This window comes from Arthrobacter sp. CJ23 (genome assembly GCF_024741795.1).
In the GTDB taxonomy this organism is placed as follows: domain Bacteria; phylum Actinomycetota; class Actinomycetes; order Actinomycetales; family Micrococcaceae; genus Arthrobacter.
In genome coordinates, this window is sequence record NZ_CP102950.1 from 3660423 (window position 1) to 3684772 (window position 24350).

The window sequence follows — 24350 nt, forward strand, 5'->3', positions numbered from 1 at the left end:
GGCTACAGCAGTTCGCCGTCCCGCATCCCGTAGCGGACCCAGCTCCCGGCCTTGGCCGAACGGGCACCCGCGCACCGGTCAAACCATTCCCCCAGCGCGCGGTCGTGGCTCACGATCACCAGGGTCCCGGCAAACTCCGCGAGCGCGGCCTCCAACTGCTCCACCAGGACGGGCGCCAGGTGGTTGGTGGGTTCGTCCACGATCATGGTCTCGAATCCACCAAGCAGCAGCCGGGCAAGGGCCAGGCGGCGTTGCTGTCCGGCGGACAAGCCGCCGACGGGAACGTGGAATTCCGTGGTCCGGAACAGCCCGAGCCGGAGCAGCCCCTCGGCATGTTCGTCGATGTTCCCGCCAAGGCCGGCAGCGAACGCGGGGAGCAAGCGGAGCCCTGGACGGGCAGGCACGTCCAGTTCCTGCTGCAGGTAGCCCACCTTGCCGTGTATTTGGACTGTCCCGGCAACAGCTTCCAGGGTTCCTGCCAGGACCGAGAGCAGCGTGGACTTACCGGCGCCGTTGGGGCCGGTGATCAGGACCTTCTGGCCTGGTTCCACCCGCAGGTCCGTGGGATGCAGACGCCCGGGCACGGCCACGCCATGGACCTCAAGGGCTGCAGGGGACAAGTCCCCGCCAAGGCCCGTCCCGATCACCCCGGCCGGCGTCAGCGGCGCGGCCGGCGTCAGCGGCGCTGAAAGCCTCAGCGGCACGGGCGGCCGGTCCACCGGGTTCTCCTCAAGTCTGCGGAGCCGTTCCTGGGCGTTGCGCACCTTGCTGGTGGCCGCCCGTTGCCACGTTCCGGCCTTGAAACCGAACCCCATTTTGTCGTTGTCACGCTTCCGGCCGTAGCCCATGGAGTCCGAGACTGTAGCGGCCTGCAGCCGTTCCGCGGCCATGGAGTCGAGCCACTCTTCGTACTGCTGGACCCAGCGGGCCCGCTCGGCGGCTTTCTCGCGAAGATAACCGTCGTAGCCGTTGCCGTAGCGGTTCACGGCCCGGCGCTCGGCGTCCACTTCGATGACCGTGCTGGCCACCTTTCGCAGCAGGATGCGGTCGTGCGAGACCACCACTACGGTCCCGCGGTGTGCGGCCAGGCGCTGCTCCAGCCAGGCCGTGCCGCTGGCGTCCAGGTGGTTGGTGGGCTCATCCAGAAGCAAGGCGTCGGCAGGGTCCGCGAGCAGGCAGGCGAGCGCCACGCGCTCCTGCTCTCCGCCGGACAAGGATCCAAGCGTCCGACGCCGGTCCAGGCCTCCCAGCCCCAGCCGGTCCAGCGCCGCGTCCACCCTGGATTCGGCCGCGTAGCCTTCACGCAGTTGGTATTGGGTTTGCAGACTGCCATAGAGCTCGAGCGTCTCGCTGTCCGCGTCGGCCAGGTCCCGCTCCAGCTGAAGGATGCGCGCTTCAAGCTCGCGCAGGGTGCCCAGGGAGGAGTCGATGGCGTCTCCGACGGTCAGTGACTCCGGGAGCCCGTGCGTCTGGGCGAGGTAACCCACCCGGTAGGCGGCGTTCGCGGAACCTGCCGTGCCGTCGTCGGGCGTTTCGAGGCCTGCCAGCAGGCGCAGGAGGGTGGATTTCCCCGCCCCGTTTTCGCCGACGATGGCAACGTGCTCGCCGTGGTCTATGACGAGATCCACGCCATGGAAAAGTTCGCGGTCCCCGTAGCCGTGGGAAACGCCGGAAAGGTGAAGGTGGTCAGTCAAGAGGAGTCCTCGCAAGTCCGCAGTGGATGGCACATGGCCGTTTGGGTACTGGGATGCAGCCGGAATGTGGGCTGCGCTTAGGACTTCATCGACCCAGACTGCCCGGTGCTGGCCAACGCGTCAAGCCGCGACACCGGCCAAAGCAACGCGGGGTCAGTTACGGCCCATGTTGGGCCTCCGGATGGGCGCTAAGTGACCCCGCGTTGCTTCCTAGGCCGCCAGGACCGCCGCACGCTTGCGGCGGGCCTTGGCGAGCCGGGTGCCGATCAGGCCCTGGCGGGGGCTGAAGAGGTACACGGCCGCGAAGACTGCACCTTGTGTCACCACCACCATGGCTCCCGATGCGGTGTCCAGGTAGTAGCTCAGGTAGATGCCCGACACCGAGCACACCACGGAGACGACCGGCGCGATGACCAGCATCCTGGAGAAACGGTCCGTGAGCAGGTAGGCCGTGGCGCCGGGGATGATCAGCATGGCCACCACCAAAACCACGCCCACGGTCTGCAGCGCCACCACGGACGTGAGGGCCAGCAGGCCCAGCAGCAGTGCGCCGAGACGCTTGGGCGAGAGCCCGATCGCGTGCGCGTGGGTGGGATCGAAGGCGTACAGCGTGAGGTCGCGGCGCTTGAAGATGAGGATGGCGAAGGCCACCACGCCCAGGACAACCACCTGGATGAGGTCCGGGATGCTCACTCCCAGCAGGTTGCCGAAGATGATGTGGTTCAGGTCGGTCTGGCTGGGCGTGACGGAGATCAGCACCAGGCCCAGGGCGAACAGCGAGGTGAAGACGATGCCGATCGCGGCGTCTTCCTTCACCCGGCTCGTGTTCCGCACCACGCCGATCAAGGTCACCGCGATCAGCGCGAACACCAGCGCACCGAGCGCGAACGGCGCCCCCACGATGTAGGCGAGCACGACGCCGGGCAGCACCGCGTGCGAGACGGCGTCGCCCATGAGGGACCAGCCGATCAGGACGAGCCAGCAGCTCAGCACGGCGCAGACCACGGCGGCGATGGCCGTCGTCGCGAGCGCCCGGACCATGAAGTCATAGCTGAGCGGTTCCAGCAGGAAATTGAGGATGTCCATGGCGGCTAGCCCCTGCCTTCGGAAGAATCACGGTTCATGACGTCGAGGCCGAAGGCCATGGCAAGGTTTTCCGGCTGCAGCACCACGTCGGGGCTGCCGTGCATGAGGACCTTGCGCATCAGGAGCACGGCTTCGTCGCACAGCTGCGGCAGGGCATGGAGGTCATGGGTAGAGACCAGGATGGTGGCGCCGTCGGCGGCGAGTTCGCGCAGCAGCCGGGTGATGGTGGCTTCGGAGCGTTTGTCCACGCCGGCGAACGGTTCGTCCAGCAGCATCATGGTGGCGCCCTGCGCGATGCCGCGCGCCACGAAGGCGCGCTTCTTCTGCCCGCCGGACAGCTGGCCGATCTGCCGGTCGGCAAACTCGCTCAGCTCCACGCGTTCCAGTGCCTGCTCGACGGCGTCGCGGTCCGCCTTGCGGGGGCGGCGGGTGAACCCGAGCTGCCCGTAGCGGCCCATCATCACCACATCGCGCACGGACAGCGGGAACGCCCAGTCCACGTCCTCGCTCTGCGGCACGTAGCCGATCCCGGCTTCCTTGCGGGATTTCACTGGCGCGTGTCCGTTGATGAGGACGCGGCCGGAGTCCGGCTTGACCATGCCCATGATGGTTTTGAACAGGGTGGACTTGCCGGAGCCGTTCATCCCCACCAGGCCGCAGATGCGCGAGTGGTCCAGGGACAGGGAAGCGCCGTCCAGCGCCAGGACCTCGCCGTAGTGGACGGTGACGTTGTCAACCACGATGGCGGGGTTGCTCACGGGGTGCCGCCCGTCAGGGCCGTGGTGATGGTCTTGGCGTCGTGCCGCATCAGGTCCAGGTATGTCGGCACGGGGCCGTCGGCCTCGGACAGGGAGTCAACATAGAGCACGCCGCCGAACTTTGCGTCCGTGGCGCCGACCACCTGCTGCATGGGGGCGTCCGAGACCGTGGACTCGCAGAACACCGCGGGAACCTGATTGGCCTTGACGAACTCGATGGCGCGGGTGATCTGCTGGGGAGTGGCCTGCTGCTCAGCGTTGACGGCCCAGATGTAGACCTCCTTGAGCCCGGCATCGCGGGCCAGGTAGGAGAAGGCGCCTTCGCAGGTCACCAAGGCGCGGTGGTTCTCTGGCAGGACGGAGAGTTTGGCCACCATCTCGTCCTGGACGGACTGGAGCTGGGCGTTGTAGGCCTTGGCGTTGGCCTCGAACACGGCGGCGTTGGCGGGATCCAGTTTGGCGAAGGCCTTGGCCATGTTGTTGGCGTAGATCTGCACGTTGCTGGGCGACATCCAGGCGTGCGGGTTCGGCTTGCCCTGGTAGGAATCCTCGGCGATCGGCATGACCTTGACGCCGTCGCTGACCACGGCATGGGGCACGTCCAGGCCCTCCACGAACTGGGCGAACCAGGCTTCCAGGTTCAGGCCGTTGTCCAGGATGAGGTCCGCCTGCGCGGCTTTGCGGATGTCTCCGGGCGTGGGCTCATAGCCATGGATCTCGGCCCCGGCCTTGGTGATGGATTCGACGCGGAGCTTGTCCCCCGCGACGTTCTTGGCGACGTCGGCGAGGACGGTGAAGGTGGTCAGGACAACGGGGCGCTCATCAGTGCTGGAGGCCGAGGTGCCGCCGCAGGCTGCGAGCCCCAGGGAGAGCCCCAGGACGGCAAGGACAGCGACGGATCGGCGGACTTCTTTGGCGCACCGAAACAATAAGTTAGGCATGCCGAACATTTTAGCCAGGCGGATGCCGCCACGCAAAGTTAGGCTGGGCACATGGGCACCATTCAAGAGCCGGCCACGCTGTACCGCTTCAACGGCCTGGATGCCACCGCGGCCGCCGTGTACCTTGCATTCACGGCGTTTTTCACCCTGGCCAGCGATCTTCTGGAGCCCCTCCTGCGGCCCCTTTTCCCGGATACCGCCACCGAGTCATATGCGGTCAATCTCGTGTTCTACGCGTGCGTCGGTGTGTTCGCCGTGGCCTCGGCCCGGCACGTGGTGGTCCGCGACGTGCGCATCCTGGGCACGCGGCCATGGTTCACCGCCGCCATGGTGCCGGCGTCCCTGGTGGCCATGCTGGTGTTCACGGCCATCCTGGTGGCAGCCACGGGCAGCGTGCAGAGCTCGGAGAACCAGCTGGACATCCAGGGCCTCATGCTGCAGGTGCCCCCATGGCTGATGGTCCCGCTCCTGGTGGTCATCGGCCCGTTCGTGGAGGAGTACCTCTTCCGGCACCTGCTGATCGGCAAGCTCTCCCGGCACATGAACATCTGGATCTGCTGCGCCCTCTCCGCGGTGGTCTTCGCGTCCATCCACGTGGTGGGCAGGGAAGGACTGGTGCTCTCCGCCGTGGCACCGTACCTGGGCATGGCCATCATCCTGGTGGCCGTGTACGTCTGGACGGGGAAGAACCTGATGTTCTCCTACCTCGTGCACGCCTCCAAGAATCTCCTGGCCGTGGTGCTCATCTACGCCTTGCCGCCGGAGTTCATAGACCAGCTGCAGCAGCTCCAGCCCTGAGCCCCGCCCAACTAGTAGCCTTTGTGTCCCTTGCGGGGCGCCCGTTCCGGGCTGAAAATGTGCTTGTGGCCGCCTGCCAACGCCGTGCTTCTATGGTTCGTTGAGGCCGCTAAGTAGCCGGGCGTTGGGGGTCACGTTGTGGGCCCTTCATTGTTCCTTTCATCGAGAACGAGGACTAGATTCCCGTTGTCCCTGGTGATCCCCACGGGCGGCCACTTCGATATTCAGAAGGGCCGCGCCGTGAGGAGATGAGCAGGATCATGCTGGCTGAAACCCAGGATGAGGAACAGATCATTGCCAGGGTCGCCGGGATCGACATTGGCAAGGCCGAACTCGTGTGTTGCGTGCGGGTCCCCGCGGAGGGGAACCGAAAGAAACGGTTGCAGGAGGTGTCCACGAATTCGACCATGACCCGTTCGTTGGCGGACCTGGCCAACCATCTCGTGGACCTGCGCATCGAGCGGGTGGTGATGGAGGCGACCAGCGACTACTGGAAGCCGGTGTTCTACCTCCTCGAGGCGCACGGGCTCGAACCGTGGCTGGTCAACGCCCGCGACGTGAAGCATCTGCCGGGACGTCCCAAAACCGATGTGCTGGATGCGGTGTGGCTGTGCAAGGTCGCCGAACGGCAGATGCTCCGGCCCAGCTTCGTCCCGCCCGCCCCGATCCGCAGGCTCCGGGACCTGACCCGGTACCGGATTGACCTGGTCGGGACCCGGACCGCGGAGAAGAACCGGGTCGAGAAACTCCTCGAGGACGCCTGCATCAAACTCTCCTCGGTGGCCTCGGACACCTTCGGGGTGTCCGGCCGGGAAATGATGGCAGCGCTCATCGCCGGAGAACGCAACCCGGGCGTGCTCGCGCAGCTGGCACGCTCCAGCATGCGCAGGAAGATCAGCGAACTGGAGGAGGCGTTCACCGGCCGCTTCGATGACCACCACGGCTTCCTGCTCGCCCGGATGCTGGCAAGGATTGACGGCATCGACACCGATATCGCCGCGCTCGATGAACAGATCGAGGTCCAGCTGGCCCCTTTCGCCGCGGCGGCCAAACGCCTGGATGAGATCCCGGGCATCGGCCCCATCGCCGCCGCCGTAGTTCTGGCCGAAATCGGGGTCGACATGTCCCGGTTCCCGACCGCGGGGCACCTGTGTTCCTGGGCAAAGTTCTCCCCGGGCATCAACTCCTCCGCAGGCAAGACCAAAGGAAACGGCTCGACCGGGCACGGCAACCGCTATCTCGCCCGGGCCCTTGGCGAGGCCGCCTTCGGAGCCGGCAAGACCAATACCTTCCTGGGCGAACGCTACCGAAGGCTCGTCCGGCGGCGGGGCAAGAAACGCGCCATTGTCGCCATCGGACGTTCCATCCTCGTCATCGTCTGGCACCTCCTGCAGGGCCCGGACACACGGTTCCAGGATCTCGGCGCCGACCACTTCACCCGCCACACCAACCCCGAAACCAGGAAGCACAGCCACATCCGGCAACTCGAGGCCCTCGGCTACACCGTCACCCTGACCCCTGCCGCCTGACTCCAACATTCCCCGTCCACCGAGGGCTGCCTTTCGCCCCCGGATGCCCAAACACGCGCGCCAACGAACGCACATCACCTCATTTTCGGACTAGCAGTAACTGTCGTTTTGGGGGGGCAAAACGACAGTTACTGCTACCCAGTTGGGAAACCCGGACGCAAACTGTCCGCGATCCCCTACCGGGCCGCGCGCCGTCGTCGTAGTTTCGAGTCATGGCACTCAGCATCCAGATCGTGGTCGACTGCAAGAACCCGCACCCGCTCGCCGATTGGTGGGCCGAGACGCTCGAGTGGACGGTGGAGCCGCAGGACGAGGCCTTCATCCGCTCCATGGTGGAGCAGGGGTTCGCCACCGACGACCAAACGCTCATCCACAACGGCAAGCTCGTCTGGCGCGAAGGCTCGGCCATACGGCCGCAGGACGAATTGGACGCGGCACGGCCGGAACGGCGCATCCTCTTCCAGACCTCACCGGATGACAAGGCGGTCAAGAACCGGGTGCACTGGGACGTCCGCCTGGACGGCCGGGACAAGGATGGGGTCCGCGCGGCGTTGGAGGCGCGCGGTGCCACCTACCTCTGGACGGCCAGCCAGGGACCGCACGAATGGCACACCATGGCGGACCCCGAAGGAAACGAGTTCTGCATCAGCTGAGGCGATTACTAGACTCGGACTGTGAACAACCACCTTCCTGCCCAGGTATCCGACGTCTTTGACCCTTCGCGCTGGCGCACCGTCTCCGGCTTCGACGATTTCCAGGACATGACCTACCACCGGCAGGTGGAACGCTCCGCTGACGGCTCCATCATCAAGGACCTCCCCACGGTCCGCATCGCCTTCAACCGCCCCGAGGTCCGCAACGCCTTCCGCCCCGGCACCGTGGACGAGCTCTACCGGGCCATGGACCACGCCCGGATGACCCCCGACGTAGCCACGGTCCTACTCACAGGCAACGGCCCCTCGGAGAAGGACGGCGGGCACTCGTTCTGCTCCGGCGGCGACCAGCGCATCCGCGGCCGCGACGGCTACCGCTACGCCGAAGGCGATACCCAGGAAACCATCGACCCCGCCCGCGCCGGCCGCCTCCACATCCTGGAAGTCCAGCGGCTCATGCGCACCATGCCCAAGGTGGTCATCGCCGTCGTCAACGGTTGGGCAGCCGGCGGCGGGCACTCGCTGCACGTCGTCTCGGACCTGACCATCGCCTCGCGCGAGCACGGCAAGTTCAAGCAGACGGACGCCACGGTGGGCAGTTTCGACGCCGGCTACGGCTCCGCGCTGCTGGCCCGCCAGATCGGCCAGAAGGCCGCCCGGGAGATCTTCTTCCTGGCCCGCGAATACTCCGCCGAGGACATGGTCCGCATGGGCGCCGTGAACGAGGCCGTGGACCACGAGCGGCTGGAGGAAGTGGCCCTGGAATACGCCGCGGACATCGCTCGGCAGTCCCCGCAGGCCATCCGCATGCTCAAGTTCGCCTTCAACCTTGCCGACGACGGCCTGGCCGGGCAGCAGGTGTTCGCCGGCGAAGCCACGCGCCTGGCCTACATGACGGACGAGGCCGTGGAGGGCAAGGAAGCCTTCCTCGAAAAGCGCGATCCGGACTGGTCCAACTTCCCCTACTACTTCTAGGACGCGCCCGTGGACATCGATCCCGTACTGAAGGCCCTCGCGGCCGCCCTCCACGGCGAGGGCCCCGCCGTCGAGATCCTGGTGGACGCCGACGGCGAGCCAACCGCCGTTCCGGTAGAGACCGGCATCGAGGAGGCCGCCGTGGTGGTCCGGACGTCCGGCTCCACCGGCGCCCCCAAGGCGACGATCCTCACCGTCGACGCCCTCGCGGCGTCCTCCGTGGCCACGGCCATGGCGCTGCGCGGCGAAGGCCAGTGGCTCCTGGCGCTCCCCCTGCAGTACGTGGCGGGTGTCCAGGTCCTGGTCCGCTCCCTCTTCGGCGGCACGCGCCCCTGGGCGATGGACCTCAGCGGCGGTTTCACGCCGGAAGCCTTCACGGCTGCCGCCGAGGAACTCACGGACAAAATCCGCTTCACCTCCCTGGTGCCCACGCAGCTGCAGCGGCTGCTGGAATCGCCTTCGCCGGAGACGCTCGCTGCGCTGCGCCGCTTCAACGCGATCCTGCTGGGCGGTGCCCCCGCCTCATCTGAGCTGCTGGAGTCCGCGCGCGACGCCGGCCTGAAGGTGGTCACCACCTACGGCTCGGCCGAGACGTGCGGCGGGTGTGTGTACGACGGCCGGCCGCTGGACGGCGTCGAGGTCCGCCTCGGCGATGGCGGCAGGATCCTGCTGGGCGGCGACACGGTAGCGGCGGGCTACCTCGACGCCCCCAGGGCCACGGCCGGGGCCTTCTTCGAGGAGGACGGCGTCCGCTGGTACCGCACCAACGATCTCGGCGAGCTCGCCGCCGACGGCACCCTCACCGTCCTGGGACGCGCCGACGACGTCATCATCACCGGCGGCGTCAAGGTCTCCGCCGCGTTCATCCAGGCCGAGCTGGAAAGGCTCGACGGCGTGAGCGCGGCTTTCGTGGCCGGCGTGCCGTCCCGCGAGTGGGGCCAGGCGGTGGCCGCCTATGTGGCCGTGGCCGAAGGCTCGGCGGAAGGCCGCGAGGACTTCGCCGCCCGCGGCCACGCGGCGCTGGGGGCCTTGGCGCCCAAAACCGTGCTCGCGGCGGACGGGCTCATCATGCTCCCCAACGGCAAACCGGACCGGCTGGCCATGATCGAGCAGCTCTCCAAGCTGCATCAGGGACAATAGACAGGTCCGGTCCGGGCCTTCATGGCGGCGGCGGGACCCGCGACACCTGAACAACACTGCGAAACAATCACTGCGAAACTACGCGAGGTACTGAACGTGGCGACAGCTGCACAATGGATCCAAGGGGCCCGGCTCCGCACCCTGCCGGCGGCGATTGCGCCGGTGCTGATCGGTAGCGCCGCGGCCTACGAGCTGCAGGCGTTCCGGCTGCCGAACGCGATCCTGGCAGCGCTCGTGGCGCTCCTCCTGCAAATCGGCGTCAACTACGCCAACGACTACTCGGACGGCATCCGCGGCACGGACGAGGACCGGGTGGGTCCGTTGCGGCTGGTCGGCTCCGGCGCGGCCAAGCCGGAACAGGTGAAGTGGGCGGCGTTCGCGCTGTTCGGCGCGGCCATGGTGTGCGGCCTGATCCTGGTGATCATCACCCAGACCTGGTGGCTGATCCTGGTGGGCCTCGGCTGCGTCCTGGCGGCCTGGGGCTACACAGGGGGCAAGAACCCCTACGGCTACATGGGCCTGGGCGACGTGTTCGTCTTCGTCTTCTTCGGGCTGGTGGCCACGCTGGGCACCACCTACACGCAGGCGGGCCAGCTCAGCCTGGCCGCGGTGATCGGCGCGATCGGCACGGGACTCATTGCCTGCGCCCTGCTCATGGCCAACAATGTCCGCGACATCCCCACGGACATCGTGGCCGGGAAGAAGACCCTCGCAGTCCGCCTGGGCGACCGCCACGCCCGCGAAAGCTACGTGCTGATGCTCGCCGTGGCGATCCTGCTGGTGATCGTGCTGGCGCCCACCAAGCCGTGGATGCTGATCGTGCTGCTGCTGATCCCCGCCTGCCTCATGCCGGCCTGGCTCATGGTCAACGGCAAGAAGCGCAAGAGCCTGATCCCGGTGCTCAAGCAGACCGGTCTGATCAACCTCGGCTACAGCCTGCTGTTCTCACTCGGACTGGTGCTGAGCCACGGGTTCTAACCCTCGCCCACATCAGGTGAACGAGCGTCCGCAGGAAACTCCCCAAAAGTGAGCGAGCGTCCATCCACCCCGACGCTCGCTCAGAAAATGGCCCGGTTTCCCCGACCCTCGCTCAAATCTGAGACGGTTTTTCGCAACCCTCCTGCAGCATTGAGCCTTAGGCTTCCTTGGGGCGCTTGTCGTTATTGACCGCGATGTCCGGGTTTTCGTCCACCAGGCGGTCCTCGGCGGCGGCGTCCTCCACCTCACCGGCGGTGCGGATGGGCTTGGCGCGGCCGGAGAAGCGCTCGCGCATGGCCGCGGTGGCGGCGTCGCGCTGCTTCTGGAAGAACAGGTAGCTGATGGCGAACGCAATCAGCCCGGCAAAAATCACCGCCAGGATCCAGCCGACCTGCAAAAAGGCAAACAGCACGAACAACGGCACGAACAGCGCCAGACGGATCAGGGAATACTTCAGGAAAGCCACCATCCAAGTTTAGCGGCCCGAATGGTTGCACTCTGATCACGGGCCAATGCAGGACCCCGGCGGCGACTAGACTTGGTTCATGCTCCGGGTTGTTGGCGTCATCGTCGTTCTAGTCATTTACGTGTACGGACTCGTGGACGTGATCCGCACCGATGGCCGTTCAACGCGGGGACTCTCCAAGCCGGCCTGGCTTGTGGTCGTGGTGTTCCTCCCGGTCCTGGGAGCCATCCTGTGGTTCATCTTCGGCCGCCCCTACGCCGCGCGCAAGGCTCCGAAGACCCTCAGCCACCCCACGGCCCCCGACGACGATCCCGAGTTCCTGCGCAACCTCGAGGCGCGCCGCCGCAACAAGGCCGAGGCCGAGCGCCTGAAGAAGCTCAAGGACGAACTGGACGCCAAGGAGCGCAAGCTCAAGGGCGAAACCGGCGTCGAAGGCAGCGACGGCATCACCTCCTGACCCACCCGGGCCATCCGTCCTGGCCAGGCTGACGCCCCGTCCTGGCCTTCTCCGCTTAGCCAGCCCGGTTAGCCATTTCAGGCCGCTTTCGGACCTCCATTCCGGCCCGAAAGGGCTATTCGCCAGGGCACCCCTTGGCAGCCGACTCCCCCTCCACAGGCACGCAATTCTGTGGATAACGCTGGTAGGCGCCTTGCACGGCCCCAGAATCAATTCATGCGACGCCCCGACCGCCTGCCGGCGGAATTCCTCGACGCCCCCTTCACCGTGGCCCAAGCCCTGGAAGCAGGCCTCACGCGACGTCGGACCAGGGCAACGGATCTAGTAACTCCGTGTCGCGGAGTCCGCATCCGGGCCGGCACCGAAGTCACGCTCTTGCAGCGGGTCCAGGCACTCACCGCAGCCACAGGCGCCGTAGCGTCCCACGTCACGGCGGCGGCATTGTGGGGTTTCCCTCTGCCTTTGACGCTGCAAGACCACGCCTTCATCCATCTGACGCAGCTGCCCGGCAAAAGGGCCGTGCGCCGCAAGGGAGTCAAAGGCCATCAGTTGCGGCTGCACCCTGACGAGATCACCCACGGGCGGATGGTCACCTGCACCTCGGCGCTGCGGACGTGGTTCGATTTGGCATCGGTCCTCGATGACGACGACCTGGTGATCGCCGGCGACCACCTTCTCCGGCGCCGCAATCCAGATGCCACGCCTGGGCAGTTGGACGCGTATCTCGAGTCGCGACGTGGTGCGGCCGGCCACCACAAGGCCAAAAACGCGAGGAAACGCATGCGCACAGGGACCGATTCGCCCAAGGAGACCGAGGTGCGGCTCCTCCTCGTGAAGCACGGGCTTCCCGAACCAGGAATCAATCTGCCCATCTTTGACGAGACCGGTGGCTGGATCCAGGACCCGGACATGTCTTACGAGGAGCTGAAGATTGCCATTCAGTACGACGGCGGCCATCATGCAAGGCCAGCGCAGCGGCGCATGGACATCGCCCGTGACGAAAATGCCCTGGAACTGGGTTGGCGGGTGGTCCGGCTGACACAGGCCGATCTGGACGTAGCCGTCCCTGGAGCCGAGCCAAGAGCCGTCACCAGGGTTCGGACGGCGCTCAAAGAACGCGGCTGGACGGCCAACGGGAATTCCTAGGCCCAGAAGTAGCCCCGATATCCAGAATCCGTTTGCCATTTGGGGCCGCATTCCAGCCCTCATACCGGCCCAAAATGGCAAAATACCGGCCCAAAATGGCAATCCGCAGCTGGAAGCGCCTCTTCTCGGCAGACCACCTGGTTCTCGGCAGACCACCTGGCCGACGCTGTTGGACGGCCAGTGGGGAACCCTAGGCCTAAAACCAACCCTCGAATTCAGAACCCGTTTGCCACTTCAGGCCGCATTCCAGCTCCCAAAGCGGCCCAAAGTGGCAATCCGCAGCTGGAAGGGCCGCGGCATGGAGTCCTGACCGTCCATCTGGACTAAGGCACCAGTAGGCGTCTGTGTCTTGCTAAGGAGCGCATCGCCGACCAGCCCGGCCCTTACAGCCCCGAGTACGAGTGCAGGCCGTTGAAGAACTGGTTCACGATGGTGAAGTTGAAGATCACGCACAGGTAGCCCACGATCGACAGCCAGGCTGCGCGCGTGCCGGTCCAGCCGCGGGTGGCGCGGGCGTGCAGATAGCCTGCGTAGACCACCCAGATCACGAAGGTCCAGACTTCCTTGGTGTCCCAGCCCCAGAAGCGGCCCCAGGCCTTTTCGGCCCAGATGGCGCCGAACATGAGGGTGAAGGTCCAGCCCACGAAGGCCACGGTGTTGATGCGGTAGGACAAGTTCTCCAGGCTCAGGGCGTTGGGGACCACGCGCATGAAGCCCAGCTTGTCGGCACCGCCGGCGGCCAGGGTCTTCTGCCGGTACGACTGCACCAGCTGCAGCGCGGACATCGCAAACGTCAGCGTGAACAGCGCGGAGGACAGCACAGCGATGGAAACGTGGATGACCAGCCAGTAGCTCTGCAGCGCGGGAACAAGGTGGCCTACGGGGGTCCAGTAGGCCACGGATGCGGCCACGAGCATGATGACGGCCAGCCCCAGCACGAAGGTGCCCAGGAAGCGCAGGTCGCGGCGGATGAGGGCAAGGAGGAAGACGGCCACGGCCACGAACGCGCCGGTGGTGAGGAATTCGTACATGTTGCCCCACGGCACGCGGCCGGCGCCCAGTGCGCGGGTCAGCACACCGGCGCCGTGGATCGCGACACCCAGGACCGTCAGCGCGACCGCCACCCGGGCAGGGACGCGGCGTTCGGCGGCGTACTTCATGTCACCTGACGCGGTGCCTCCCTCAACGGTGAGTCCCGACGTCGGACGCTCGGCCCGGCCTGCCGGCCCGCCGGCGTCGGACCCGCCCAGACGGCCGGCCGCCACCGCAACCTTGGCGCCTGCCGCGGACGCGGCCGCCTTCAGGTCCACGGCCTGCAGGGTCTTGGAGCTCTTGGCGAGGTCCCAGGCGAACGCGATGAACGCCACCGTGTACGTGGCCGCCGCCAGCAGCATGAACAGCTCGCTGTACTGGCCCAGGGTTTCGTTGATGACGGGCATTAGTTGTCCTTCGAGGTTGAGGAAGAGACGGTGGGGGCGTCCGCCTGCTCGGCAAGCTGCCATTCCCGGCTAAAGAGTTCGCGGAGTGCTGCGGCTTCGCCGGCGAGCCGGTGGTCCTCGCCGCGGGCCAGGAGGCCGTATTCCACCATGGTGCGGCCGTCGTGGTGGGTGCCGGTGCGGACCCAGACGCGGCGGCGGTTCAGGTACAGGGAGAGGACCAGGCCGGCCACGGCGAGAAGGCCGAAGACCAGCGCGTAAAGCTGGCCCGGGTTGTGGTGGATGTCCACGCCCACGTACTTCTTGACGCCGTCAAAGCTGATGCTGCCCTTGCCGTCCGGCAGGGTGTACGTCATGCCCGGGGCGAGCGTGATGCCCTTGGTGGGAAGGTCGCGGCCGTTGAGCTGCTTGAGGCCCTTGACGTCCAGTTCGAAGACGTTCTGCGGCACGCCCTTGTCCAGGCCGAGGTCGCCGTAGTACGAGTTGAGGCTCATCTGCGGGTTGATCAGCTCGGGGTCGCCGCTGAAGGAGATGCCGTCGTCCGTGACGAACGCGGTGGGCAGGAAGAAGCCGGCAAAGCCGAGCTGCTCCGGCTTGGCGTCGGGGACCTTGATGACCACGGAGGAGTAGTAGTTGTCGCCCTGCAGCTTCGCCACCACGGGCCCCTGCATGGCGATGTTGCCGGCGCCGTCGCGGACGGTGACCACCGGCGCGTAGCCGTTGCCGGTCAGGTAGATGCTGGTGTCGCCGAGGCTGACGGGATCGTTGACCTTGAGCACCTGCTTCTGGGCGGGCGCGTCCGGGTTGTCCTTGGTGGTGACGTCGGCGGTGAAATCGATCGGCTGGCCGAACTTCTTGGGTGATTCGCGGTCGAACTTGACCTCGAACTTGTCCAGCTGGATGGAGTACGGCTGCAGCCAGCTGCTCTGGAAGTTGGTGCCCGGAGTGAACTGGTCATAGCCCACCAGGGTGTTCACGAAGGTGTCGCCCTCCACCAAGATGCGCTGGCCGCTGTAGCCGAACAGGCCGCCGGCGGCCACGGACACCAGGACGCCGATCAGCGAGGTGTGGAAGACCAGGTTGCCGACTTCCTTGAGGAAGCCGCGCTCCGCACCGAGGTTCGGCATGGCGCCGTCGGCGTCCCGTACTTCCACGCGGTAGCCGCGCTTCCTGAGCAGCCCGGCGGCGTCCGTGATGGCGCGCGACGCCGGGATCCCGGCGTCGGCGGGCAGCACGAGTGTGCCGTACTCGGGGAGCCGGGAGAGCCTTTTGGGGGTGCGCGGCGGCTGGGAGCGCATGGCCTTGTAGTGCGCGATGGCGCGCGGGGTGACGCAGCCGATCAGCGAGACGAACAGCAGGATGTAGATGGCCGAGAACCAGGCCGAGGAGTAGACATCGTACAGCTGCAGTGCATCCAGGATCTTGCCGTAGTCCGGGTGGTCCTTGATGTACTGGGTGACGATCGAGGGGTTGGCCGGGCGCTGCGGGAACAGGGAGCCGGGGACGGCCGCCACGGCCAGCAGGAGCAGCAGGAACAGTGCCGTGCGCATGCTGGTCAGCTGGGTCCAGGCCCAGCGCAGCATGCCCTTGACCCCCAGCATCGGCAGCGCGGCCTCGGCCTTGGCCTCGTCGAGTGCGGGAGCCGCGGACTTGGCGGCGGACTTCTTCTTGGCTTTCACGGGCTCGCTCATCAGATCGGCAACTTCACGTCGGTTTGGAACCAGTACTGCAGCCCGGTCACCCAGGCGCCCCACACCCCGGTGGCCATGAGGATTCCGAGAAGGACCAGGATCCCTCCGCCGATCCGCTGGATGGCCAGGCGGTGGGTGCGGAAGAAGGCCATGACGCCGATTCCGCGCCGGACCGCCAAGGCGATCAGCAGGAACGGGATGCCAAGGCCAAGGCTATAGACAAAGGCCAGGAGTGCGCCCTTGGCCGCGGAGGACCCGCCGGACAGGCTCAGCAGCTGGACCGCGGAATAGGTGGGCCCGATGCACGGCGCCCAGCCGAGCCCGAAGGTGATGCCCAGCAGCGGCGCGCCCCACAGGCCGGCCGGAGGCTTGGCGTGGATCTTGGCGTCGCGCTGCAGCCAGCCGAAGCCGCCCATGAACACCACGCCCATGGCAATGACCAGGACACCCAGCAGCTGCGTGATCCAGGCGTTCTGCGGGCCGGTGATGAGCGTTCCGAGCTGCCCGAAGGCACCGCCCAGCAGCACGAAAATCACCGAAAAACCCAGCACGAACAGGCCGATACCGGCCAGCATGCGGCCGCGCTTCTGCTTCTGGAGGTCGACGCCGGTGAGTCCGGTGACGTAGCCCAGGTACCCCGGGACGAGGGGCAGCACGCACGGCGAGAGGAAGGAGACCAGGCCGGCCAGCAGCGCAACGGGCACGGCAAGGAGCAGCGATCCGTTCAGGATGGTCTCGGCGAAAGGGCTGTTCATGGGGCTGCGGCCTACTCGGCCACGGCAGAGGTGATGAGTGCCTTCAGGGTGCTCTTCTGGATCTCGCCGAGCACGCGGGAAGCCACCTTGCCATCCTTGTCCAGGACCAGCGTGGTGGGGACCGCGCCCGGCGGCACCATGCCGGCGACGGAGAGGAGCACGGCGCCGTTCTTGTCATCGAAGCTCTGGTACCCCACACCGAAGGACTTCTCGAAGGCCTCGGCCGTGGCCTTTTCGTCGCGGAGGTTGACGCCGAAGAACTGGACTCCCTGATCCTTGAACTCCTGGTGCAGCCCTTCGAGGACGGGCGCCTCCACGCGGCACGGTGCGCAGGCGGCAAACCAGAAGTTCAGCACGGTCACCTTGCCCAGCAGGTCCTTGGGTTCGATGGCGGTGCCGTCAAAGAGCGAACCCTTGATGGCGATGGCGGCGCTGCGGTCTGCCTTGGCGAACTCGGTCACGGAGCCGTCTCCGGCCACGTAGTTCTTGTTGTCGCCTGCCTTGGCCTGCTTGGCCAGGGCGTCCTCCTGCGCGCAGGCGGACAGGCCCATGGTCAGCCCGGCCAGCAGCACGCCGCCGGCGGCCAGGACGCCGCGGCGCGAGGCGAGGGGGGTCTTGCCGTCCATGCCTATGCCCCCGGGGTGGTGGCTGCGCCGGGCAGCAGCACCGCGGCCGGCTCGCTGTAGTCGACGCGCACGATCCTGCCGTCGTCGTCGAACACCAGGGAGGTCAGGGATGTGAGCGTGCATTCGCGCTTGCGCGGATCGTGCCACAGGCGGCGGCCTTCGGCGCTCAGCCGGGTGGCCCAGATGGGCAGCTGGTGGCTGACCAGGACGGCTTCCGCGCCGTCGCCGCCCAGGGCGATGGCGCGCAGCCGTGCGTCCTCGACGGCCGCCAGCATGCGGGCGGCCTGGTCCTTGTAGGCTTCGCCCCAGGACGGGCGCAGCGGGTTGCGCAGCTGGAACCAGTGCTTGGGCTTGATGAACTCGCCCATGGTGGCGTGGAGGCCCTGGAAGTGGTTCTCGGCCTCGATGATGCGCGGCTCGGTGTGGATCTCAAGGTTGAGTGCCTCGGCCGTGGGCTGCGCCGTCTCCTGGGCGCGCGTCAGCGGCGAAGCGACCAGGTGCACGATCTTGGCGCCGGCCTGGACGCGGGCGGCAAAGTGGTCGGCAAGCATCTGCGCCATGTCCCGTCCGCGTTCGGACAGGTGGAATTCGGGCAGCCTGCCATAGAGGACGCCATCGGGATTGTGGACCTCGCCATGGCGAAGCAGATGGACAGTTGCTTGGGGCATGTTTACCAGTTTCTCAAAGATGTCGGGTGATCTGAAATCTTCTACAGATTGTAGAACTCGAGATTGTTGCGAAATGTTCCCGCCGCACTGGAATAAAAGATGCATATGCATGTTTATACTTGACACAAGGGTCGGTTGATAGTTCAACTAACAATCAGCAGGCCAGGCAAACGGACCACCTTCCACACGAACCAAGGAGCACCACCATGACTCTCCCCGCCAACGTCACCACCGGCATCTGGACCCTCGACAACTCCCACAGCGAAATCGGGTTCACCGTCCGGCACGCAGGCATCAGCAAGGTCCGTGGCCAGTTCACGCAGGCCGAGGCCACCCTGGAACTGGGCGAATCCCTCGCAGCGTCCAAGGTCAACGCCAGCATCCAGACCGCCAGCTTCGACTCCGGCGACGCCAACCGCGACGGCCACGTCAAGGGCGAAGACTTCTTCGACGTCGAGAAGTTCCCGGAAATCACCTTCGTCTCCCGCCACGTCAAGGCCAACGGCGACAGCTTCGACCTGGTGGGCGATCTCACCATCAAGGGCGTCACCAAGGAGGTCGCCATTGAGACCGAATTCAACGGCGTGGCAGTTGACCCCTTCGGCAACACCCGCGCCGGCGTTTCGGGCGAAACCACCATCAGCCGCAAGGACTTCGGCCTGACCTGGAACGCCGTGCTTGAGGCCGGCGGCGTCCTGGTCAGCGACAAGGTTGTCATCAGCCTCGAGCTCGCGTTCATCGCGCCTGCCGCATAACTCCGCACAGTCCTGGCGCCGGCAGAATACCCGGACCGGCGCCCGCGGCGCCCTTGGACCGTGCATTGCACGGTCCAAGGGCGCCGTTTTGCTGTCCCGGACAATCCGGCAATTCTTTGGACAAACCCCCGCCGGTGGCATCAAATTGGCTGAAAATTTCCTAGGCATCCTTCAACCCCGGGTCTAAAGTGAGTGCCATGAGTAGCCCAAACGAAGTTCCTCAGCCTCAGCAGCCAGGCGCACAGCCACCACAGCCCGGCAATGTCCCTCCTGCGGGTTACCAGCCTCCGCAGGGTTATCAGCCGCCTCAGGGGTACCAGCCTCCTGCTCAGCCGGGCCAGCCCATGCCGGGCTACGGAGTCCCTGCGGGCCCCAACAATGCACCGCCGGCAGGCCTAGGCTATGCCGCCCCGGCCCGCAACGCCTTTGGACTGGATTTCAACAACATCGCCCAGCGGCTCAGGGACACCACCGGTGTGCCGCAGCAGCTGACCATTTCCTACTGGCTGTGGGTCGCAGCTGCGGCCCTTGGAGTCATTGCAAGCATCATCAACATCTTCACTATCCGGAGCATGTTCGGCGAACTGCTGATCGGAGCCGGCATAGCGGGCCTTGTGTTCAGCCTGGTCTTCGCGGCGTTCTATGTATTCATTGCGATCCGGCTGAAGGAAGGCGCCCGCTGGGCTCGCCTGGTGCTGTCGATCCTGGGCGGACTGGCGGCCATTTCGCTGCTGTTCCAGCTCATCACCCTCAACATCAACTTCATCGGATCGGCCGCAGCAGTCGCAGCAGCCGTCCTGATGTGGCTCCCGGAATCGCAGAAGCACTTCGTGTAGTCCCGTCCCACCGCTCTCACCTCTGAAGGCCACGGCAAGCTGCCGTGGCCTTCAGTGCCAATGTCGCCAGGCTCCCTGCCACCACATTTCCTGCGTGTGATCCTCCCTGGCGCCTTGCTGCAGGGGTACGGTGGAATTAAGCCAGGCTGGGGGCAGGGTCGTTTTGCTGCACCCGGCAGCCGCTATCGCAGTCGACCAAGCAAAGGAACGCCATGAGCAACCCTCCTTATCCGCCGTCCAACCCGGGTAACGGAACCAGCCCCGGTAACGGAACCCCCGAAGAGCCGCAGTATGGCGAGCGCGCGCCGCAGTTCGGCCAGCCCGCGCCCCAGTACGGGCAGAACGCCCCGCAGCCGGGCCAGCCCGCCGCACCGCAGTACGGCCAGCAGGCTCCCCAATACGGACAGCAGCCGTCCCCGTACGGGCAGCAGCCTTCGCCCTACGGCCAGCAGCCCTCCCCTTACGCGCAGCAAAACGTGTGGCCGAGCCAGCAGCCGGCGCCCGCCGGAGTGCCGCAGCTGGTCAACATCTCCTTCTGGCTGATCCTTGCTGCCGGGCTGCTGACCTTGGTCGGTATCCCCTTCGCGTCCGCCACCCTGAATTCACCGGAGGGCAGGAGCATGATCGACGAGGCGCTGGCCGCCCAGGGCAGCAATGCCTCCGGCCTGGACGCTGACAGCCTCATCAGCATCGCGGTCACCGTCTTCATTGTCTTCTCGGTGATCTTTGCCGGGCTCTACGCCCTGGTTGCCTTCGGTGTCCGCAAGGGCAAGAACTGGGCACGCATCCTCGGCACGGTCTTCGCCGCAATTTCGCTGCTGGGGCTGAGCCAGCCCGGCGTGGGCACCATCAGCATCCTGCTGGGCATCGCTGCGATCGTGCTGCTGTACTTGCCGGCTTCGGCACCGTACTTCCGCAAGGCCCAGCCCTTCGCGAACCCCTACAACCAGCCGGGGAACCCGTACGGCCGCTAGGCCAGGGACCAGCAAGCGAACGGGCGCGGACCCGGCCGGGGCTAGACTGCCCGGCCCGGTGTCTGCGCCCGTTGTGCGTGGTAGGCGAGGATCTGCAGTTCGGTGGCCATGTCCACCTTGCGCAGGTTGACGTGCGGGGGCACCTGCAGCAGGACCGGGGCGAAGCTGAGGATGCTGCGGATGCCCGCCGCAATTACGCGGTCGCAGACGTCCTGCGCCACAGTGGCCGGCAGGGCCAGCACCACCATATTGGCGCCTGTCCGCTCCAGCACGCGTTCAAGTTCAGCGCTGTCGCTGACGCGCAGCCAGCCGACCTCGTTGCCGATCACCATGGGATCCGCGTCGAAGATCGCCACGACGTCGAAGCCGCGGGATTCGAAACCGCCGTACCGGGCGAGGGCCTTGCCGAGGTTGCCGGCACCGACAATCGCGACCTTCCAGTCGTGTGTCAGGCCGAGGGCCGCGGCGATGTGGCGGCTCAGGTTCTGGACCTCGTAGCCCACCCCGCGCGTGCCGTAGGAGCCCACGTACGAGAGATCCTTGCGGAGCGTGGAGGAACTGACACCGGAGGCCTCGGCCAGAGCCTCTGACGACACCCGTTCCACGCCTTCGGCCAGCAGGGAGTTCAACGCGCGCAGGTAGAGCGTCATCCGGGCCACGGCCGCGGGCGGAATCTGCTTGGCGGCAGATTCTTGATCCCCTGTTGTCGCCTTGGGCGACGGTTCCAGCGCAGTCACGGTCTCTCCATTGCGTCTCTTGGTTGTTCCACTCTATGACTCCGTTGCCGGACGCAACAAAGCGATGACAGAACGTGCAGCCGGCTCAGCCGGCCAGCGCCTTCTGCAGGACCCGCGCCAGCCGGGCCTCGTCGATCTTCCAGAAGTCCCGCTGGACCCCGTCCACCAGCACCACGGGGACTTCTTCCGCGTAGCGCTCCTGCAGGGCGGGGTCGGCGTCGATGGACTGCTCGGTCCAGCCCAGCCCCAGCCCTGAGGTCACGCGTTCGACGGCGTCGCGCGCCGCGGCGCACAGGTGGCAGTCAGATTTGGTAAGAAGTACGACGTCGGGATTCGGCATGCCTCAACGGTAGCGGGAGGCGGGGCGCGCCGTCGACGCGGGGTGGCGGGGCCCGGCCAGCACCGCAAGGCTCCGGCGATTGATTAGACTCAAGGCATGCCCGACGAGAAGAACGCCGCTGCGGCCAAGGCGCCCAACGCACCGCAGCACTACGGCGAAGCCGCATTCTTCGACGTCGACAACACCTTGATGAAGGGCGCCAGCCTCTTCCACGTGGCGCGCAAGATGTACGAACGCAAGGCGTTCACGTTGTCGCAGGCCGCCGGATTCGCGTGGAAGCAGTTCAAGTTCGTGCTGCGCGGCGAGAACATGGACGATGTGCACTCGGTGCGGGATTCCGCCCTGACGCTCGCGGCCGGCATCTCCGTGGCCGATGTCAAGGAACTCGGCGAAGAGGTCTACGACGAAATGATCGAGTCGCGGATCTGGCCGGGCACCAAGGCCCTGGCCGAACAGCACCTGCGGGTCGGCAGGAGGGTGTGGCTGGTGACGGCGACGCCCATTGAAGTGGCCAGCGTCATCGCCACCCGGCTCGGCCTGACGGGCGCGCTCGGCACGGTCGGCGAAATCCACGACGGCAAGTACACCGGCCAACTGGTGGGCGATATCCTCCACGGCCCCGCCAAGGCCGTGGCGGTCAAGCGCGTAGCCGAGGAAGAGGGCCTGGACCTTGACCGCTGCTGGGCGTACAGCGACTCGCACAACGACATCCCGCTGCTGACCCTGGTGGGCCACCCGGTGGTCATCAACCCGGACGCGTCCCTGCGCCGCCATGCCCGGGAGAACAACTGGCCCGTGTACGACTTCCGCTCCGGCCGCCGTGCCGCCACCCTCGGGCTGAAGGCCGCGACCGTTGGCGGTGCCGTGTACGGCCTGTGGCGGGGCTTCTCCAAGTTCCGCGGGCCGCGCGTCTAAATCCACACCCGGCGTCGCGGCTGACTGCCCGACGGCGAAACGCCGCCGTCGGCCCCACCCAGGACGCAAAAATGCCCGCCACCTCGGAAGGTGACGGGCATTCACGCTTTGTGAAGTATCTCTACTTCTTATTGCGGCGCTGGTGACGGGTCTTGCGAAGCAGCTTGCGGTGCTTCTTCTTGGCCATACGCTTGCGGCGCTTCTTAATAACTGAACCCACGAAAGTTCCTTACCAAACTAGATGAAGATCCTGTCCGCTGGGTGAGGCCTTGAGCTGAGCAACAGACTCGTCAACTGACAGATTCTTACAATGACGTAAAACGTTCCTTAACAGGGTACCGCCTATCCGGGGCACCCAATGACCGCCGTCCGCTCAACGGACCACAGCAGGCCTCAGGCCGACTCGGATTGTCCGTCCACGATGGCACTCTTGAGATACTGCGCCACAGCTTCTTCGGGAACGCGGAAGGACCGGCCAAACCTGACGGCAGGCATTTCCCCGGAATGGACCAAGCGGTACACGGTCATTTTGGAAACACGCAGGACCTCGGCTACTTCTGCCACGGTCATGAAGCGTGCGTTCGAGAAGTTAGCCCCTGAAGACATTTCTCTTATTCCTTTGCTCTCAGCTCGCGACAGTGACGCCACGAAATTGCCTGGGTCCGTCGATGCTGAGCCATCAATCTAACCATCTGCTAGATACTCTAGGTGCTGATGGTGCCGCTGTGAAAGTGTCTGGGCCAAATCCGCGTTCCCGGGAGGGGCCTAGGCGGCCGTAGCCAGCCGGCGCTTCCGGGCAGAGGCGGCGAGCTGGTCCAGCACGGACACCGTGACGTCCCATTCCATGCAGGCATCGGTGACGCTCTGGCCGTAGACGAGCTCGGCGGAACCGGAGAGCTGTTCCGAGACGTCCAAGTTCTGGGCGCCGCCCACGAGGAAGCTTTCGAGCATGACGCCTGCGATCGGGGAGGACTCCCCGGCCTCAAGCTGCGCACCGATTTCGAGGGCCACCTCGGCCTGTCGGTGGTGGCTCTTGCCGCTGTTGGCATGGCTGGCGTCCACGATCAGGCGCGGGTTCAGGCCCTTGGCCGAGAGGCGCCCGGAGGCCGCTGCGACGTCGTCGGCAGAGTAGTTGGGTCCCTTGCGTCCGCCGCGCAGGATGACGTGGGTGTCCGGGTTTCCGGCGGTGGCCACCAGGGCCGCACGGCCATCGCCGTCGATCCCGAGGAAGGCCTGCTGCGCTGCAGCGGCACCGCAGGCGTCGATCGCGACCTGTAGGTCGCCGTCGGTCCCGTTCTTGAAGCCGATCGGCATGGACAGCCCGGACGCGAGCTGGCGATGGATCTGGCTTTCGGTGGTGCGGGCACCGATGGCGCCCCAGGAGACGAGGTCGGCCATGTACTGGGGGCTGATCGGCTCGAGGAATTCGGTGGCGGTGGGCAGGCCCAGGGCAGTCACCTGGTGCAGGAAGCCGCGGGCGGCGCGCAGGCCGGCGGCGATGTCGTGGCTGCCGTCCAGGTGGGGATCGTTGATGAGGCCCTTCCAGCCGACGGTGGTGCGCGGTTTTTCGAAGTACGCCCGCATGACCACCAGCAGGTCTTCCTTGTGCTTTTCGGCCTGGCTGACCAGGCGGCGGGCGTATTCGAGCCCCGCCTTGGGATCGTGGATGGAGCACGGTCCCACGATCACCAGGAGGCGGTCATCCACGCCGTCCATGATGGCGCGGACTTCGTCGCGGCCACGTTCGACGACGGCTGCGGTCTTCTCGTTCAGCGGCAGCTCGGCGATCACTTCCTGCGGGGCGGGAAGGGGCTCGAAGCGGCCGACGCGCAGGTTCGACGTCGACGGCTGGCTGGCGCCGCCGCTCAGGGCGCTGCCTTCGGTTTCGGTGGTTTCTGCGGCGATGCTGGTCATGATGGGTCCTGTTCCGGATGTGGAGCGGGTCCCAGTTCAGAACCCGCCGGATATGGCGAAGGGCAGAGAATGATCTCTGCCC

The 24350-nt window shown here is 66.3% G+C and carries 27 protein-coding genes; 12 read left to right on the top strand and 15 right to left on the bottom strand.

What is annotated here, in order from left to right; translation table 11 throughout:
• Positions 1–2: 2 nt before the first annotated feature.
• From NVV90_RS16460 to NVV90_RS16475, 4 genes are all read right to left on the bottom strand, one after another.
• Positions 3–1694 (bottom strand): ABC-F family ATP-binding cassette domain-containing protein, encoded by a 1692-nt coding sequence (locus NVV90_RS16460; RefSeq protein ID WP_258438316.1) that lies wholly within the window; start codon positions 1692–1694, stop codon positions 3–5.
• A gap of 210 nt (positions 1695–1904) precedes the next feature.
• Positions 1905–2780: a metal ABC transporter permease gene (locus tag NVV90_RS16465; RefSeq protein WP_258438317.1), complete on the bottom strand. Its 876-nt coding sequence runs from the start codon at positions 2778–2780 to the stop codon at positions 1905–1907.
• A gap of 5 nt (positions 2781–2785) precedes the next feature.
• On the bottom strand, positions 2786–3538 hold the full coding sequence (locus tag NVV90_RS16470) for a metal ABC transporter ATP-binding protein (protein ID WP_258438318.1): 753 nt from the start codon (positions 3536–3538) through the stop codon (positions 2786–2788).
• On the bottom strand, positions 3535–4479 hold the full coding sequence (locus NVV90_RS16475; protein ID WP_258438319.1) for a metal ABC transporter substrate-binding protein: 945 nt from the start codon (positions 4477–4479) through the stop codon (positions 3535–3537). Before NVV90_RS16475 ends, NVV90_RS16470 begins: the two co-directional genes overlap by 4 nt.
• A gap of 51 nt (positions 4480–4530) precedes the next feature.
• On the opposite strand from NVV90_RS16475, the gene NVV90_RS16480 reads away from it, so the two are divergent.
• From NVV90_RS16480 to NVV90_RS16505, 6 genes are all read left to right on the top strand, one after another.
• Positions 4531–5277, top strand: coding sequence for a CPBP family intramembrane glutamic endopeptidase (locus NVV90_RS16480; protein ID WP_258438320.1), 747 nt, complete (start codon positions 4531–4533; stop codon positions 5275–5277).
• A gap of 260 nt (positions 5278–5537) precedes the next feature.
• Positions 5538–6806, top strand: a complete 1269-nt coding sequence (locus NVV90_RS16485) for an IS110 family transposase (protein WP_258438321.1) — start codon at positions 5538–5540, stop codon at positions 6804–6806.
• A gap of 212 nt (positions 6807–7018) precedes the next feature.
• Positions 7019–7459, top strand: a complete 441-nt coding sequence (locus tag NVV90_RS16490) for a VOC family protein (RefSeq protein WP_258438322.1) — start codon at positions 7019–7021, stop codon at positions 7457–7459.
• A gap of 21 nt (positions 7460–7480) precedes the next feature.
• Positions 7481–8434, top strand: coding sequence for a 1,4-dihydroxy-2-naphthoyl-CoA synthase (locus NVV90_RS16495; RefSeq protein ID WP_258438323.1), 954 nt, complete (start codon positions 7481–7483; stop codon positions 8432–8434).
• 9 nt (positions 8435–8443) lie between these two features.
• A complete protein-coding gene (locus NVV90_RS16500; protein ID WP_258438324.1) occupies positions 8444–9574 on the top strand; it encodes an AMP-binding protein in 1131 nt (376 codons plus the stop codon).
• A gap of 96 nt (positions 9575–9670) precedes the next feature.
• Positions 9671–10552 carry a 1,4-dihydroxy-2-naphthoate polyprenyltransferase gene (locus NVV90_RS16505; RefSeq protein WP_258438325.1) on the top strand — a complete coding sequence of 294 codons (882 nt, stop codon included), beginning with the start codon at positions 9671–9673 and terminating at the stop codon, positions 10550–10552.
• A 157-nt stretch (positions 10553–10709) separates the two neighbouring features.
• Here NVV90_RS16505 and NVV90_RS16510 read toward each other — a convergent pair whose 3' ends face one another.
• A complete protein-coding gene (locus tag NVV90_RS16510) occupies positions 10710–11021 on the bottom strand; it encodes a DUF4229 domain-containing protein (RefSeq protein ID WP_258438326.1) in 312 nt (103 codons plus the stop codon).
• Between the two features lie 76 nt (positions 11022–11097).
• On the opposite strand from NVV90_RS16510, the gene NVV90_RS16515 reads away from it, so the two are divergent.
• Positions 11098–11475 (top strand): PLDc N-terminal domain-containing protein, encoded by a 378-nt coding sequence (locus tag NVV90_RS16515; protein WP_258438327.1) that lies wholly within the window; start codon positions 11098–11100, stop codon positions 11473–11475.
• A gap of 462 nt (positions 11476–11937) precedes the next feature.
• Positions 11938–12621: an endonuclease domain-containing protein gene (locus tag NVV90_RS16520; RefSeq protein ID WP_258438328.1), complete on the top strand. Its 684-nt coding sequence runs from the start codon at positions 11938–11940 to the stop codon at positions 12619–12621.
• Between the two features lie 383 nt (positions 12622–13004).
• On the opposite strand, the gene ccsB is transcribed toward NVV90_RS16520, so the two are convergent.
• The 5 genes from ccsB to NVV90_RS16545 are packed head-to-tail and all read right to left on the bottom strand — an operon-like array spanning position 13005 to position 17797.
• Positions 13005–14060, bottom strand: coding sequence for a c-type cytochrome biogenesis protein CcsB (gene ccsB / locus NVV90_RS16525; RefSeq protein ID WP_258438329.1), 1056 nt, complete (start codon positions 14058–14060; stop codon positions 13005–13007).
• Positions 14060–15748 (bottom strand): cytochrome c biogenesis protein ResB, encoded by a 1689-nt coding sequence (locus NVV90_RS16530; protein ID WP_258438330.1) that lies wholly within the window; start codon positions 15746–15748, stop codon positions 14060–14062. The genes ccsB and NVV90_RS16530 overlap by 1 nt, the downstream gene beginning before the upstream one ends.
• Positions 15748–16503, bottom strand: coding sequence for a cytochrome c biogenesis CcdA family protein (locus tag NVV90_RS16535; protein WP_258438331.1), 756 nt, complete (start codon positions 16501–16503; stop codon positions 15748–15750). Before NVV90_RS16535 ends, NVV90_RS16530 begins: the two co-directional genes overlap by 1 nt.
• Positions 16504–16514: 11 nt before the next feature.
• Positions 16515–17129, bottom strand: coding sequence for a TlpA disulfide reductase family protein (locus tag NVV90_RS16540; RefSeq protein WP_258438332.1), 615 nt, complete (start codon positions 17127–17129; stop codon positions 16515–16517).
• Positions 17130–17131: 2 nt separating this feature from the next.
• Positions 17132–17797 (bottom strand): histidine phosphatase family protein, encoded by a 666-nt coding sequence (locus tag NVV90_RS16545; protein WP_258438333.1) that lies wholly within the window; start codon positions 17795–17797, stop codon positions 17132–17134.
• A gap of 206 nt (positions 17798–18003) precedes the next feature.
• Here NVV90_RS16545 and NVV90_RS16550 point away from each other — a divergent pair, with 206 nt between their 5' ends.
• The 3 genes from NVV90_RS16550 (at position 18004) to NVV90_RS16560 (ending at position 20362) form a co-directional block, all read left to right on the top strand.
• Positions 18004–18552 carry a YceI family protein gene (locus tag NVV90_RS16550; RefSeq protein WP_258438334.1) on the top strand — a complete coding sequence of 183 codons (549 nt, stop codon included), beginning with the start codon at positions 18004–18006 and terminating at the stop codon, positions 18550–18552.
• Between the two features lie 344 nt (positions 18553–18896).
• Complete coding sequence (locus tag NVV90_RS16555) at positions 18897–19388, top strand: hypothetical protein (protein WP_258441262.1); 492 nt, start codon at positions 18897–18899, stop codon at positions 19386–19388.
• Between the two features lie 212 nt (positions 19389–19600).
• Positions 19601–20362: a hypothetical protein gene (locus NVV90_RS16560; protein WP_258438335.1), complete on the top strand. Its 762-nt coding sequence runs from the start codon at positions 19601–19603 to the stop codon at positions 20360–20362.
• Positions 20363–20403: 41 nt separating this feature from the next.
• Here NVV90_RS16560 and NVV90_RS16565 read toward each other — a convergent pair whose 3' ends face one another.
• A complete protein-coding gene (locus NVV90_RS16565; protein WP_258438337.1) occupies positions 20404–21099 on the bottom strand; it encodes a redox-sensing transcriptional repressor Rex in 696 nt (231 codons plus the stop codon).
• 85 nt (positions 21100–21184) lie between these two features.
• Positions 21185–21439 carry a glutaredoxin family protein gene (locus tag NVV90_RS16570; protein WP_258438339.1) on the bottom strand — a complete coding sequence of 85 codons (255 nt, stop codon included), beginning with the start codon at positions 21437–21439 and terminating at the stop codon, positions 21185–21187.
• A gap of 96 nt (positions 21440–21535) precedes the next feature.
• Between NVV90_RS16570 and NVV90_RS16575 the strand changes: the two genes are divergently transcribed.
• Positions 21536–22354 (top strand): HAD family phosphatase, encoded by an 819-nt coding sequence (locus NVV90_RS16575; protein ID WP_258438340.1) that lies wholly within the window; start codon positions 21536–21538, stop codon positions 22352–22354.
• A 121-nt stretch (positions 22355–22475) separates the two neighbouring features.
• Here the strand turns inward: NVV90_RS16575 and NVV90_RS16580 are convergent, their stop codons facing one another.
• From NVV90_RS16580 to NVV90_RS16590, 3 genes are all read right to left on the bottom strand, one after another.
• A complete protein-coding gene (locus tag NVV90_RS16580) occupies positions 22476–22574 on the bottom strand; it encodes a 30S ribosomal protein bS22 (RefSeq protein ID WP_003792170.1) in 99 nt (32 codons plus the stop codon).
• A 173-nt stretch (positions 22575–22747) separates the two neighbouring features.
• On the bottom strand, positions 22748–22960 hold the full coding sequence (locus tag NVV90_RS16585; protein WP_258438342.1) for a helix-turn-helix domain-containing protein: 213 nt from the start codon (positions 22958–22960) through the stop codon (positions 22748–22750).
• Positions 22961–23119: 159 nt separating this feature from the next.
• Positions 23120–24268, bottom strand: a complete 1149-nt coding sequence (locus NVV90_RS16590; protein ID WP_258438343.1) for a 3-deoxy-7-phosphoheptulonate synthase — start codon at positions 24266–24268, stop codon at positions 23120–23122.
• Between the last annotated feature and the right edge of the window lie 82 nt (positions 24269–24350).

Bases quoted from the DNA above. Each gene is read 5' to 3' on its own strand.
- NVV90_RS16475 (WP_258438319.1), bottom strand. From the start codon at position 4,479: ATGCCTAACTTATTGTTTCGGTGCGCCAAAGAAGTCCGCCGATCCGTC.
- NVV90_RS16545 (WP_258438333.1), bottom strand. From the start codon at position 17,797: ATGCCCCAAGCAACTGTCCATCTGCTTCGCCATGGCGAGGTCCACAAT.
- NVV90_RS16540 (WP_258438332.1), bottom strand. From the start codon at position 17,129: ATGGACGGCAAGACCCCCCTCGCCTCGCGCCGCGGCGTCCTGGCCGCC.
- NVV90_RS16570 (WP_258438339.1), bottom strand. From the start codon at position 21,439: ATGCCGAATCCCGACGTCGTACTTCTTACCAAATCTGACTGCCACCTG.
- NVV90_RS16560 (WP_258438335.1), top strand. From the start codon at position 19,601: ATGAGCAACCCTCCTTATCCGCCGTCCAACCCGGGTAACGGAACCAGC.
- NVV90_RS16575 (WP_258438340.1), top strand. From the start codon at position 21,536: ATGCCCGACGAGAAGAACGCCGCTGCGGCCAAGGCGCCCAACGCACCG.
- NVV90_RS16490 (WP_258438322.1), top strand. From the start codon at position 7,019: ATGGCACTCAGCATCCAGATCGTGGTCGACTGCAAGAACCCGCACCCG.
- NVV90_RS16585 (WP_258438342.1), bottom strand. From the start codon at position 22,960: ATGTCTTCAGGGGCTAACTTCTCGAACGCACGCTTCATGACCGTGGCA.
- NVV90_RS16535 (WP_258438331.1), bottom strand. From the start codon at position 16,503: ATGAACAGCCCTTTCGCCGAGACCATCCTGAACGGATCGCTGCTCCTT.
- NVV90_RS16485 (WP_258438321.1), top strand. From the start codon at position 5,538: ATGCTGGCTGAAACCCAGGATGAGGAACAGATCATTGCCAGGGTCGCC.
- NVV90_RS16480 (WP_258438320.1), top strand. From the start codon at position 4,531: ATGGGCACCATTCAAGAGCCGGCCACGCTGTACCGCTTCAACGGCCTG.
- NVV90_RS16515 (WP_258438327.1), top strand. From the start codon at position 11,098: ATGCTCCGGGTTGTTGGCGTCATCGTCGTTCTAGTCATTTACGTGTAC.
- NVV90_RS16550 (WP_258438334.1), top strand. From the start codon at position 18,004: ATGACTCTCCCCGCCAACGTCACCACCGGCATCTGGACCCTCGACAAC.
- NVV90_RS16510 (WP_258438326.1), bottom strand. From the start codon at position 11,021: ATGGTGGCTTTCCTGAAGTATTCCCTGATCCGTCTGGCGCTGTTCGTG.
- NVV90_RS16590 (WP_258438343.1), bottom strand. From the start codon at position 24,268: ATGACCAGCATCGCCGCAGAAACCACCGAAACCGAAGGCAGCGCCCTG.
- ccsB (WP_258438329.1), bottom strand. From the start codon at position 14,060: ATGCCCGTCATCAACGAAACCCTGGGCCAGTACAGCGAGCTGTTCATG.
- NVV90_RS16555 (WP_258441262.1), top strand. From the start codon at position 18,897: ATGCCGGGCTACGGAGTCCCTGCGGGCCCCAACAATGCACCGCCGGCA.
- NVV90_RS16530 (WP_258438330.1), bottom strand. From the start codon at position 15,748: ATGAGCGAGCCCGTGAAAGCCAAGAAGAAGTCCGCCGCCAAGTCCGCG.
- NVV90_RS16465 (WP_258438317.1), bottom strand. From the start codon at position 2,780: ATGGACATCCTCAATTTCCTGCTGGAACCGCTCAGCTATGACTTCATG.